Raw genomic sequence first — 12,717 nt, 5'->3', positions numbered from 1 at the left:
GCATAATGCTATGTATCAAATATTTTACAAATATGAGATCTAAATCACATTTTTTAGGGTTAAATGTAATTTATTCTTGACTTAAAAAAAGTGCGGTGTAAAAATCAAACAAATTTTTTAATAGAAGGATGTACTATGACTCTTGTAAACAAACTCAAAGACGAATTTTTCGGCGGTTGGAAACCCTTTGAATTAGCTTGGTTGTTTCTCTTTTTGGCAGCGCAAATCTTTGCTTACGTTCAAGCGCCCGATTCATTATTAGCAATGATTTCAGGGATTGCCGGGATTTTGTGCGTGGTCTTTGTCGGGAAAGGGAAAATCAGTAACTACTTATTTGGGCTTATTTTTGCTTACACCTATTTTTATGTAGCGTTGGACAACAAATTCTATGGTGAAATGACCACCACGCTTTATGTTTACATCCCTGCGCAATTTATTGGCTATTTCCTTTGGAAACAAAACATGCAAAGCCAAGATAAAGTGGAAGTGGTTGAAGCCAAATTTCTTACCGTAAAAGGCTGGCTCACCTTAATTAGTGCCGTTTTAATTGGCTCTCTTGCCTTTATCAGCATCTTGAAAACCACCGATGGGCAATCCGTCAGTCTTGATGGTGTCACCACGGTGCTGGTTGTTGCGGCGCAACTTTTAATGATTTTGCGTTATAGCGAACAATGGATTCTCTGGATTATCATCAACATTCTTTCCATCTGGCTTTGGGCGGAAACCCCCGCGATGTATTTAATGTATGGTGCTTATTTATTGAATTCCGTTTATGGTTATTACAACTGGACGAAATTAGCGAAGAAAACGGTTTAGTGTAAGAAAAGAATACATTACAGGGGCGAAAGATTTTTCGCCCCATTTTTCCTAACCAAACACTTGGTGCTCATACAAAATATGAATACCAATGCCGATCAGGGCAATGCCTCCCAATAATTCCGCATGTTTACGGATTTTTCCGCCCAGCCAATGCCCGGCTTTAACGCCGATTAAACATAAAACAGCCGTTGTCACACCAATCATAGCGGTCGTAATGCCGATATTCACTTGTAAGAAAGCAAAAGAAACGCCCATAGCAAGAGCATCGATACTGGTGGCAATGCCTAACGTGATGAGATGTTTGACGCTGAAATCAGTGGGATCATCATCTTCATCATCTTCGCTCAAGGATTCTCGTATCATATTAATGCCGATTAAGCAAAGTAGGATAAAGGCGATCCAATGATCAAATTCGGTAATGTATTCGCTGAAATTCAAACCAATATAATAGCCAATCACGGGCATTAAAGCTTGGAAAATACCGAAACAAAGCGCAATACGTAAGGCAAATTTCCACGAAAATTCAATTAAACATAAACCTTTGGTCACAGACACCGCAAAGGCATCCATTGATAAACCAAAGGCAATCACCCACAAGGTATAATCGGACATAGTCATATCTCAAAAATAAAAAAACGTAGCTATTATACACCGCACTTGGCAAAATCTATTCAGCCTAAAATAAAAAAAACAGCCAAAAGAAAACTCTTGGCTGTTTTGAAAAAATGGGCGATTACACAATAATCATATGCGCGATAGTGTAACCCACTAAACAAGCGACTACCACACCGATTAAACCCGGCACCATAAAGCTGTGGTTGAAATAGTATTTGCCGATTTTGGTTGTTCCTGTTACGTCAAAGTTTACGGTTGCAATATCTGACGGATAGTTAGGAATAAAGAAGTAAGCATAGGTTGCCGGAATTAAACCGATTAATACAGGGGCCGGTAAACCTAATTGAATACCTACCGGTAACATCATTACCGCCGTTGCCGCTTGGCTATTGATTACCACAGATACGGCAAAGAGCGCAAATGCAAATGTCCAAGGGTAATGTTCTACCATGCTGGTTACAGCCGCTTTAAATTCAGGCATTGCATAAGAGAAGTAAGTATCACTCATCCATGCAATCCCAAAAATCGCAATACACGCCACCATTCCGGATTTAAATACCACGCCATTCGGTACAGTTTGTGGGTTGGTTTTAGTGGCAATTAAGATAATACCACCGAAACATAACATCATCATTTGAATGATGTAAGACATTGAAATCGGTTTAACTGCTTTACCATCCACCGGCACACCAACGGTACGGATTTCCGGTAACATCGCAATGACAACCACTGTAATTAATGAAAGCACGAATAACCAAACAGAGAGTTTTGCGGATTGTGGTAATTCTGCATCTAATGAAGTTGCGGTTGTATTTAGAATACGCTCACGCCATACAGGATCTTGTAAACGGCGTTGATATTCCGGATCATCTTCCAATTCTTTACCGCGGCGTAAGCTATAAATTGCCATTGCCATGGTACCTAAGAAAGTCGCCGGCACAGTCACCGAAATGATATTTAATAAGGTGATGTGTTCATAACCCGGGATTTTTGTGATTTGCGTTAAATAGTACGCAATTGCCGCTGATAATGGGCTTGAAGTAATGGCTAATTGTGATGCCACTGAAGATACCGCCATTGGGCGTTCAGGACGGATTTTATTTTTCAGTGCAATATCACCGATAATTGGCATCACAGAATACACTGAGTGACCCGTACCTAACATAAAGGTCATAACATAGGTGACGATTGGACCAAGGATGGTTACGCGTTTTGGATTGCTACGTAAAATACGTTCTGCAATTTGTAACATGTATTTTAAACCACCTGCTGCTTCAAGCACAGACGCACAGGTTACTACGGCTAAAATAACAAGCATTACGTCAATCGGCGCTTTACCTAAAGGCATACGCAACACAAAAACCTCGATCGCAAGACCGATACCTGAAATAACCCCTAAACCGATACCACCAAAACGGCTACCGGTATAGAGCATTAATAATAGAAATAAAAATTCTAAATAAAGCATAAGCTATCACCATAAAGAGTTAATAAAAAAAACCGTGGCGATCATACTGGAACTATGAAAATGCACAATCTTTTTTATGAAAATTTATAAAAAAATTTGATAAAAGTTTATTTTGGATCAAAATCAGTTCGCACCCAAAGGGGGGAAAAATAATGGGGTTAATAAAGTGCGGTAAAAATTAAAGGAATTTGCTTTGTTGCAGGAAAAAAATTAGGCGGTTTCAAAACCGCCTAACTAAGAATTATTGATTGTTTTGTACGTAATCAATCGCTGATTGAACTGTTGTAATTTTTTCAGCTTCTTCATCTGGAATTTCGATATCGAATTCTTCTTCTAAAGCCATTACTAATTCAACTGTGTCTAAAGAGTCTGCACCTAAATCTTCGATGAATGAAGCTTCAGATTTTACTTCTTCTTCTTTAACACCTAATTGTTCAACAATGATTTTTTTTACGCGTTCTTCAATGCTCATTTTTGTTTCCTTGTAGTTCTCGCACAATGCGATTGGGGTAATAGTGTATGTATTTTTTCCGAAGTTGCAAGCCATTTTTTTTACTGGTCTAACCACAAAACAACATAGCATATTCGAAAAAGCATATTTCGCCAAACTAAGTACATACTCGAATTATGCAAACGAGCAAAATTCTAACAAATCCTATTGAGTTTGGCTAGGGCTGGTTAGCAGATTAGTTCATATACAACCCACCGTTAACATGCAATGTTTCGCCATTGATGTAACGTGCGTCATCTGATGCTAAAAATGCCACTGCTTTTGCAATATCTTTCGGTAAACCTAATTCACCTGCCGGAATTTGGCTCAAAATGGCATTTTTTTGATCTTCGTTAAGTTCATCTGTCATATCTGTGGCAATAAAACCCGGCGCAACCACATTAACCGTAATACCACGTGAAGCTACTTCTTTAGCCAGTGATTTAGAAAAGCCGATTAAACCTGCTTTTGCGGCACAATAGTTTGTTTGACCCGGATTGCCCATTGAACCCACCACAGAACCGATAGTAATAATACGACCGCCTTTTTTCATCATTGGGCGAAGTACCGCTTTAGATAAACGATAAACGGATGTTAAGTTTGTTTGGATAATATCAAACCAATCACTGTCTTTCATGCGCATTAATAAACCATCGCGGGTGATACCTGCGTTATTGACTAAAATATCAACATCACCAAATTCAGCTTTAATTTGCTTTAATAATTCATCAATAGAATTTTCGTCTGTGACATTGAGTACAAAACCTTTACCCTTTTCACCCAAATAAGCCGAAATAGCTTCTGCACCTTTTTCTGAAGTTGCAGTACCAATAACGGTTGCACCTTTAGACATTAATTCTTCCGCGATTGCTTTACCAATACCACGCGTTGCGCCTGTCACTAATGCGATTTTGCCTTGCATTTTATCCTTCCTATTGTGTTTTCTGTGTAGAAGGCGTTTTCGAACGCCCCTACCCTATTAAAATTAAGCGAATAACTCTTTTACTGCGTCCAATGATTTCACATCATTTACTGCACCGGCAGCAAGCTCTTTAACAATACGGCTTGTTAAACCGGTTAATACTTTGCCCGGGCCAATTTCCACGAGAACTTCGATGCCGTTTGTCGCCATTTTTTCCACCGTTTCCGTCCAACGAACAGGGCTGTAAAGTTGACGCACAAGGGCGTTACGGATTGCGTCCGCTTCGTTTTCAGTTTTAACATCAACATTGTTAATCACTGCCGTTTCCGGTGTTTTCACGGCAATGCTTTCTAATGACACGGCTAATTGATCCGCTGCCGGTTTCATTAAGGCACAATGTGATGGCACGCTAACGGCTAATGGTAATGCACGTTTCGCCCCCGCTTCTTTACAAGCCGCCGCCGCACGTTCTACCGCCGCTTTTGCTCCCGCAATCACCACTTGACCCGGTGAGTTAAAGTTTACAGCTGAAACCACTTCGCCTTGTTCTGCTTCTTTGCATGCTTTAATAATGCTTTCATTATCCAACCCAATAATAGCATACATTGCACCCGTACCTTCCGGCACCGCTTGTTGCATTAATTTACCGCGTAATTCCACTAATTTAATGGCATCTTGGAAATCCATTGCACCTGCACAAACTAAAGCAGAATACTCACCCAAGCTATGACCGGCCATAACCTCAGGTTTTAACGCCGGATATTGTTGTTGCCATACACGATAAATCGCCACTGATGCGGCTAAAAGTGCGGGCTGAGTTTGCCATGTTTTATTAAGTTCTTCTGCCGGACCTTGTTGCGTTAATGCCCATAAATCGTAACCTAGAACATCCGATGCTTGTTTAAACGTTTCGGTAACAACAGGAAATTGTTCTGCTAACTCCGCTAACATTCCCACCGCTTGAGAACCTTGACCGGGGAAAACCATTGCAAATTTTTTCATTTTTCGTCCTTCTTAATGATGAAAAGGGCGCGTTAAAACGCACCTTTTAAAACTTTCTTAAATTTCACCGCACTTATTATACTAAAAACGCACGAGAGCTGAACCCCAAGTCCAACCACCACCAAACGCTTCTAATAATAAAAGCTGACCACGTTTAATACGTCCATCACGCACAGCTTCATCCAATGCCACAGGCACGGTTGCCGCGCTGTTATTGCCGTATTTTTCAACTGTCAACACCACTTGCGACATATCCATATCGAGTTTCTTCGCGGTTGCCGCAATAATACGAATATTCGCTTGGTGTGGCACAAGCCAATCTAAATCTGACTTTTGCAAATTATTTTTTTCAAGAGTTTCTTCAACGACACTTGAAAGCTGACCCACCGCTAATTTAAAGGTCGCATTGCCTTGCATCGAAATATAACCTGATTGTGCATTGCCACGTTCAGATTGTGGTAACGCCAGCATATTTTCTGTATCTGCCGAAGCGTGCAAATGCGTGGAAATAATGCCCGCTTCATCGCTTGCTTCAAGAATCACCGCGCCTGCACCATCGCCAAATAACACCACCGTTCCACGATCCGTTTCATCAAGGTGGCGAGAATTTAAATCTGAACCGATGACTAAGGCTTTTTTAACTTGTCCTGTGCGTACAAATTGATCCGCAACAGAAAGCGCATACACAAACCCTGTACATGCTGCTGCCACATCAAATGAAATGGCATCTTTAATCCCTAATGCACCTTGAATTTGACAAGCGGCACTTGGATAAGCATGGGAATTTGTGGTCGTTCCCACCACAATTAAATCGATCTCTTGCGGATCCAAATTCGCCATTTCTAATGCTTTAAGCGCAGCTTGTGTTCCCATTGTTGCCACGGTTTCATCTGCCGCAGCAATGCGGCGCTCTTTCATGCCTGAGCGGGTATAAATCCATTCATCTGAAGTATCTACCATTTTTTCCAAATCCGCATTGGTACGAATCTGAGCAGGTAAATAACTTCCTGTTGCTAAAATTTTGCTATTCATACTTATCTCGTTATTTTTAATATTTCTTTAAGCCGTCTAAAATTTTTTGTGGAATGTTTTGACGGGCTTGAAATGCCGCATCTTTAATTGCATTAGCAAAGGCCTCAACATTGGCACTGCCGTGGCTTTTGACCACAACGGCTGTTAATCCAATTAAAGATGCCCCATTATATTGATCGGGGTTAATGTCCTTTAAACGCTGATAACTGTCTTTAAACAAGACTTTCATTAAACTGCCAAATAAAGGTTTGAGTAAATAATTGCGCGATTTCCCTTTTAGCAATCCAATTACATTTTTCGCCGCACCTTCCAAGGTTTTTAACGCCACATTGCCTGCAAATCCTTCACTGACGATAACATCTGCTTTACCGTTGAGCAATAAATCCCCTTCAATAAAACCGATATAATTAAGTGCGGTGTCTTTTGACAGCATTTCTGCCGCTTCACGAATAGACTTATGCCCCTTAATTTCTTCTACGCCAATATTCAACAAAGCAACCCGTGGAAAGACTAAGTTTAGCCGATTTTCTGCGAAAATTGCACCCATAAGCGCAAATTGATAGAGATTTTCTGCGCTACATTCTAAATTCGCCCCTAAATCCAACATCACAGAATGACCCCCATCCATCGTGGGTAACAATGAAATAAGAGCAGGACGTTGAATACCTTTTAGTGGCTGCAAAATCACTTTCGCCAATCCCATTAATGCACCTGTATTCCCCGCGCTGACACAACCTTGCGCATCACCATTTTGAACCGCTTCAATCGCTAAGCGCATAGAAGTTCCTTTGCTATGACGCAAAGCATCGGTAAGATGTTGATTGTTGCCAATCACGCGAGAGCAATGATGAATTTCCAAACGATCACGTAAATTTGACGGGAAGTTTTTTAAGGAAATATCTAATTCAGATTGGATTTTTTGGCTGTCGCCAAATAATAATAAGGATAACGCTGGATCAGCTTCCAACGCTTTTAGAGATGCGGGGATAGTAATACGGGGACCAATGTCCCCGCCCATCACATCTAACGCAAGGGTTAGACGACTCAAGTGAATACCTTATAAAAGGAATTACTTGTTGATTACTTTACGACCACGATAGTAACCATCAGCAGTTACATGGTGACGTAAGTGAGTTTCACCACTTGCTTTATCTACTGATACTGCAGCAGTGGTTAACGCATCATGTGAACGGCGCATATCACGACGTGAACGAGATTTTTTGTTTTGTTGAACAGCCATTGGCTATACTCCTAAGTTAGTTCTTTTTTAAATTAGCTAATACAGCGAACGGGTTTGGTTTTTTAGCCAATTCTTCAGGCAATTGCCCGAAGACCTGTTCCTGCGTGGACACTTCACAGTGTTCAGATGAATGCATCGGCACAATCGGCAGACATAAAATCAGTTCGTCTTCAATCGTACCAATCAAATCTATTTCCCCGAATTCATTGAATTCAATGGGTTCATAAATCTCTGGCAATTCATCGATCTTATCTAAATTAGAAATTGGACTGTAAGTAAATTCACATTCCAAGGTTTGTTTAAAAGGTTGATTGCAACGTTGACATTCAACTTCAACATCAATACTTGCTTTGCCTTTAAACACCACTAATTTCTGCGGATCAACGAAAAACGATACTGTTACCTGTGCATCGCTGAGCACTTTGACTACTGACTCAGATAAACGCTCAAGCTGATTAATAGCATAATAGCCATCATAATCCAATCGGCGTTGTGCGTCTTTAACCGGGTCAACAGTTAGGGGTAGTTTTACCTTTTGCATAGGGCGTGCATATTACCTTTTGAGAAAGAATTAGTCAAAGGAAAATTATCATTTTCCCCGGAAAAAATCCATAATACGCAAAAATTATTTTCCCAATACCCCCAATAATTCAAATGACGTTGTGGGAAATTGACGAGCCAAATATTGCTGCAAATATCGCTGGGTTTCTTTTTCAATTATCTCATCCACTTCAGGATATTGATTATAAATCACTGAATGTACGGCAATTTGGCGAGATTGACAGACTTCCAAACTTAATAGCGTATGATTAATGCTCCCCAATTTCCCCGATGTGACTAAAATCACCGGATAGCCCTGTTGTTGTACATAATCCAAACTGGTTTGGCACTCATTATAGGGAACGAGTAACCCACCTGCTCCTTCCAGCAACACATAATCATATTTTTGCGCCAAATACGCCGTTGCCGCCTGAATTTTTTGCGGATCAATTTCGCGCTGTTCTAGCTTTGCCGCCAAATGTGGCGAGCAAGGATAACGAAAAACATAAGGGCAAGTCGTTCCTTGCTGATCTTCAGGCAAAATTGCCATTCCCTGCATTTGGCGATGTACCAATAAATCTGTGGCAATGCCTTCACAACCTGTTTGAATCATCTTTTGCGTGATCACAGAAAAACCTTGTTGCATCAGTTTTTTCGCATACCAACCTGTTGCCACTGTTTTCCCAACATCCGTATCAATGCCTGATACAAAAATCACTTGTCCCATGGTTATTTTCTCTTGGCTAAACCTAAAATCGGCGCATAAGTTAACCGCACTTTGCCCGATGAAGTGCGGTAATTTTTTTCATAATTTTGATAAAAATCTTGTAATTTCTTCTTCGTCCACATGCTTTGATGGGTGGCGGTTACGCCTGTTTGCTTAAGGTGTAACAAAACCGCTTTCGGGCTATCAAATTCCAATATGATCTTATCGCTTGATAGATGCAATATTTCAAAGTCATCTTCCAACCATTGCCGCCATTGCCACAATTCAGGATAATCTAACCCAATTTGGGTTAACTGCTTAATTTCAAATAAATTCTCTGGTGCAAAAGTGCTGAATAACAGCAACCCATTCGGCAATAAATGCGCCGCACAACGCGCTAAAAATTGCGGCTTATGTTCAAACCATTGCATCGTAGAAGCCGTAGCAATTAAATCATATTGTTGCGGTAAACAAAGTTGTTCCGCGTCCCCTTGCATAAATCGAAAGGGTTTGTGCTGTAAAATTTGGGATAATGCCTGATGTGGCTCACATAAATCATTCAAATCCCAACGCTGAATAGAAAAATGCTGCGCCAACGCTCGCGTCAATTGACCGCTCCCGCACCCAATTTCAAGGCAATAATCAAAGTGTCGTCCCTGTGTTGCCAAAAGTGCGGTGAGCCGGCGAATAATTTCTTGCTGCGCCAACGCTTGCTGATCGTAAACGGCGTGTGCCTGCGTAAAACACTTTTGTATTTGCGTTTTACTCATCATTTCGCGTCACACTCCCATAAATCCGCCCAATGAGAGCATGATAAAAACCAATAATGCGCGCCCTTAACCAATTGCGTATTCACAGAAATTGACTGCCAATAAGCAAGTTGATTTGTCATCGGAAAAATGCGATCTTGTTCGGCAATCCAAGCCCTTGTCCATTGAATAGATTGAGAAGATTTGACCTTAATCATGTCATAAAGTGCGGTCAATTCTGCGTGAATTTCCTGCAAATCACGTTGCTCGGGCAAGGATTGGTAATAGGCAAAGGTTTGCTTATCGCCACACATTCGGCGTTCAAATTTGATTCTATTTTCTTCATTTAAACCCGCTAATGTGCCTTCAAAGATGTCGCAAGGAATACCAAATTGATCGTGGCAAGGTAAGCCTGTGCCATTAATCGCCACGGCGGAAACCAATGGAATCGCTGACATCACTTGATTCGCTACCCAAACGCCCATTGACCAAGCCACCAAGCGGATTTGATCATAGGTTGAAAAATCAAAATCCAACTGAAGATCTTGGTAATCATAACAAATCAATAAATCATAATCTTCAGGCAAGGTCAAATGCGACACCGCAGAGATTGGTGTTCCCCAACCTGCAAAATAAACAAGCAAATGTGTTGCCGGTGTTGACTGAGGCATGATTAAATGTGTTTTCATTTTATTCCCTTGCGTAGGCAATCCAAAAATTGGGCCAATTCAGTTTCCTTCATATCAGCAGTGAGTGATAAACGAATGCGTGATGTTCCTTTCGGTACTGTAGGGGGACGAATTGGTAAACAGTAATAGCCTTGCTGTTGTAGATGTTGCGCCACACTGAGCGTACGATGATTATCCCCTAAAATATAAGGCACAATATAGCTTTGGCTCGGCATAGTTGATGGCATCATTTGAGCTAATTGCTCACGTAATTGCTCACTTAATTGATTAAGATGTTGGCGGCGCGCAGCAAAAGACGGCAATTGTTCAAAAAGGAAATGCGTCCAAGCCACATTAAATGGTGCCAGTGCCGTGGAAAAAATCAGTGGACGCATTTTATTCACTAAATAATCACGCACCACTTGGTCGCAAACCACGTAAGCCCCTTGAGAAGCTAACGCCTTGCCAAAGGTTCCCACTAAAAAATCAATATGTTGAATACAACCTAATTCTTCTGCTAAACCCAATCCTGTTTTACCACAAGCACCAATGGCATGCGCTTCATCTACATACAACAAGACATTTTCAAATTCTTGCTTAAATGCCACCAACTGAACTAAGTCCGCATAATCACCATCCATACTAAAAATGCTTTCGGTTACAATGATGATTCGATCAAAATCCTGATGATTTTTAGTCAAAAGATCAGCTAAATGTGCCATATCATTATGACGATAGCGGATATATTTTGCCTCGCTTAAACGAATACCATCAATCAAACTGGCATGAACGAGTTTATCCGCAATAATCAGCGTTTTTTTATCTGTTATCGCCGGTAAAATCCCAATATTGGCGTGATAACCACTATTAAAAAGCAAAGCGGCTTGTCGCTGAAACCGCTGCGCAAGTAATTGCTCAAACTCATCATAAATAGGAAAAGAGCCGGTTAATAAACGAGAAGAGGAAGAAGTAAAGTGCGGTAAATTTTCTTGATATTTTTGTAAAAATTGCCCACGCAATCTCTCATCACTTGCCAAGCCTAAATAATCATTCGATGACATATTCAGCATTTTTCTACCCGCACGAACAATCCATTTACCTTGATGTTCTAATTGTGGTAATTGCCGTAACTGCCCTGCTTGTTTAAGCTGTTCTAAGGTTTGCGTAAAAAAATTAAGTGCCATATTCTTCCTTAATGCCATTAATCAACCCTTGTGTGAGCTGATGTAATTGTGCCGGTTCAATGATGAATGGTGGCATAATATAAACCAATCGTCCAAATGGTCTGACCCAAATCCCTTGTTTTACAAAACGCGGTTGTAATGTGGCAAGATTGACAGGTTCATGCATTTCAATCACCCCAATCGCCCCCAAAACACGGACTTCTTTCACCGCACTTAAATGTATTGCTTCTTGTAATTCCTGTTTGAGTTGTTGTTCAATTTGAGCTACACGAGTCTGCCAAGGGCTTTCCAATAGCAATGTTAAACTTTCTGCTGCAATCGCACAAGCCAGTGGATTCGCCATAAAGGTTGGACCGTGCATAAAACATTTTGCTTCGCTGTTGCAAATGGTTTCCGCAATATGATGTTGAGTAACGGTGGCAGATAAAGTCAAGTATCCCCCCGTTAATGCTTTTCCTAAACAAATAATATCGGGAATCACGCCGGCGTGCTCAAAGGCAAACATCTTGCCGGTTCGCCCAAAACCTGTGGCAATTTCATCAAAAATCAACAAAATACCATATTGTTTGCACAATTGCTGTGCTTTGACTAAATAATGCGGCGAATAAAAATACATGCCCCCTGCCCCTTGGACAATGGGTTCTAAAATCAAGGCCGCGATTTCCTGATGTTTTTCCGCCAACAAATCTTCTAGTGGTTTAATCGCTTCATCATCCCAAGGTTGATCAAACTTGACCGAGGGTTGTGGCAAGAAATATTGCACCGGCAAACTGCGGTTAAATAAATTATGCATCCCTGTTTCAGGATCACAAACGGACATCGCATGCCAAGTATCACCATGATACCCGGAACGAATCGTGGCAAATTTAGCGCGTGTCGGTTTACCCGAAGCATATTGATATTGCACGGCCATTTTCATGGCCACTTCCACTGCCACAGAGCCGCTATCTGCGAAGAAAATTTTATTGAGTTCCGGCGGTAAAAGCGCGGTCAATTTTTTGCCTAATTTCACCGCCGGTTCATGAGTAAAGCCACCAAACATAATATGGCTCATTTTCGCTAATTGTTCCGTGGCTGCCGCATTTAACCGTGGATGATTATAGCCATGCAACGCGGCCCACCAAGATGACATGCCATCAATTAAACGTTGACCGTTTTTTAAGGTAATCATCACCCCACCTGCACGTTCAACAGCATACATCGGCATAGTGGAATAAATCGCTGAATAAGGATGCCAGAGATGCTGATGATCAAAGGTCAAAAGTTGTTGTTCATTCATAAT

At 41.0% G+C, this 12,717-nt stretch carries 15 protein-coding genes; 1 reads left to right on the top strand and 14 read right to left on the bottom strand.

Annotated elements, in window-relative coordinates; all coding sequences use genetic code 11:
* Positions 1-135 precede the first annotated feature (135 nt).
* Positions 136-816 carry a nicotinamide riboside transporter PnuC gene (gene pnuC, locus E7T07_RS01310; RefSeq protein WP_135709126.1) on the top strand — a complete coding sequence of 227 codons (681 nt, stop codon included), beginning with the start codon at positions 136-138 and terminating at the stop codon, positions 814-816.
* Positions 817-867: 51 nt separating this feature from the next.
* Here pnuC and E7T07_RS01305 read toward each other — a convergent pair whose 3' ends face one another.
* The 14 genes from E7T07_RS01305 to bioA form a co-directional block, all read right to left on the bottom strand.
* Positions 868-1,431: a manganese efflux pump MntP gene (locus E7T07_RS01305; RefSeq protein ID WP_135709125.1), complete on the bottom strand. Its 564-nt coding sequence runs from the start codon at positions 1,429-1,431 to the stop codon at positions 868-870.
* A gap of 121 nt (positions 1,432-1,552) precedes the next feature.
* Complete coding sequence (locus tag E7T07_RS01300) at positions 1,553-2,902, bottom strand: anaerobic C4-dicarboxylate transporter (RefSeq protein WP_135709124.1); 1,350 nt, start codon at positions 2,900-2,902, stop codon at positions 1,553-1,555.
* Positions 2,903-3,143: 241 nt separating this feature from the next.
* Positions 3,144-3,374: an acyl carrier protein gene (acpP, locus tag E7T07_RS01295; RefSeq protein WP_115637124.1), complete on the bottom strand. Its 231-nt coding sequence runs from the start codon at positions 3,372-3,374 to the stop codon at positions 3,144-3,146.
* 214 nt (positions 3,375-3,588) lie between these two features.
* Positions 3,589-4,314, bottom strand: a complete 726-nt coding sequence (gene fabG / locus E7T07_RS01290) for a 3-oxoacyl-ACP reductase FabG (RefSeq protein ID WP_135709123.1) — start codon at positions 4,312-4,314, stop codon at positions 3,589-3,591.
* 63 nt (positions 4,315-4,377) lie between these two features.
* On the bottom strand, positions 4,378-5,316 hold the full coding sequence (gene fabD, locus E7T07_RS01285) for an ACP S-malonyltransferase (protein ID WP_135709122.1): 939 nt from the start codon (positions 5,314-5,316) through the stop codon (positions 4,378-4,380).
* A gap of 81 nt (positions 5,317-5,397) precedes the next feature.
* The gene (locus E7T07_RS01280) at positions 5,398-6,348 is read right to left on the bottom strand and encodes a beta-ketoacyl-ACP synthase III (RefSeq protein WP_135709121.1); all 951 of its coding nucleotides are present in this window, start codon (positions 6,346-6,348) and stop codon (positions 5,398-5,400) included.
* Positions 6,349-6,364: 16 nt separating this feature from the next.
* Positions 6,365-7,396: a phosphate acyltransferase PlsX gene (plsX, locus tag E7T07_RS01275; RefSeq protein ID WP_135709120.1), complete on the bottom strand. Its 1,032-nt coding sequence runs from the start codon at positions 7,394-7,396 to the stop codon at positions 6,365-6,367.
* Positions 7,397-7,417: 21 nt separating this feature from the next.
* On the bottom strand, positions 7,418-7,588 hold the full coding sequence (rpmF, locus tag E7T07_RS01270; protein ID WP_005544470.1) for a 50S ribosomal protein L32: 171 nt from the start codon (positions 7,586-7,588) through the stop codon (positions 7,418-7,420).
* Between the two features lie 16 nt (positions 7,589-7,604).
* Positions 7,605-8,129 carry a 23S rRNA accumulation protein YceD gene (gene yceD, locus E7T07_RS01265; protein ID WP_135709119.1) on the bottom strand — a complete coding sequence of 175 codons (525 nt, stop codon included), beginning with the start codon at positions 8,127-8,129 and terminating at the stop codon, positions 7,605-7,607.
* Between the two features lie 84 nt (positions 8,130-8,213).
* Positions 8,214-8,855 (bottom strand): dethiobiotin synthase, encoded by a 642-nt coding sequence (gene bioD / locus E7T07_RS01260; protein ID WP_135709118.1) that lies wholly within the window; start codon positions 8,853-8,855, stop codon positions 8,214-8,216.
* A gap of 2 nt (positions 8,856-8,857) precedes the next feature.
* Positions 8,858-9,607: a malonyl-ACP O-methyltransferase BioC gene (gene bioC / locus E7T07_RS01255; protein ID WP_135709117.1), complete on the bottom strand. Its 750-nt coding sequence runs from the start codon at positions 9,605-9,607 to the stop codon at positions 8,858-8,860.
* Complete coding sequence (locus E7T07_RS01250) at positions 9,604-10,272, bottom strand: DUF452 family protein (RefSeq protein WP_135709116.1); 669 nt, start codon at positions 10,270-10,272, stop codon at positions 9,604-9,606. The genes bioC and E7T07_RS01250 overlap by 4 nt, the downstream gene beginning before the upstream one ends.
* The gene (gene bioF / locus E7T07_RS01245; protein ID WP_135709115.1) at positions 10,269-11,435 is read right to left on the bottom strand and encodes an 8-amino-7-oxononanoate synthase; all 1,167 of its coding nucleotides are present in this window, start codon (positions 11,433-11,435) and stop codon (positions 10,269-10,271) included. The genes E7T07_RS01250 and bioF overlap by 4 nt, the downstream gene beginning before the upstream one ends.
* The gene (gene bioA / locus E7T07_RS01240; protein ID WP_135709114.1) at positions 11,425-12,714 is read right to left on the bottom strand and encodes an adenosylmethionine--8-amino-7-oxononanoate transaminase; all 1,290 of its coding nucleotides are present in this window, start codon (positions 12,712-12,714) and stop codon (positions 11,425-11,427) included. Before bioA ends, bioF begins: the two co-directional genes overlap by 11 nt.
* Positions 12,715-12,717 lie beyond the last annotated feature (3 nt).

The sequence above is a fragment of the Actinobacillus porcinus genome (genome assembly GCF_901764995.1).
GTDB lineage: Bacteria > Pseudomonadota > Gammaproteobacteria > Enterobacterales > Pasteurellaceae > Exercitatus > Exercitatus porcinus.
The sequence above is the reverse complement of the archived record's forward strand: the minus strand, read 5'-3'. Positions and strand labels throughout refer to the sequence as shown.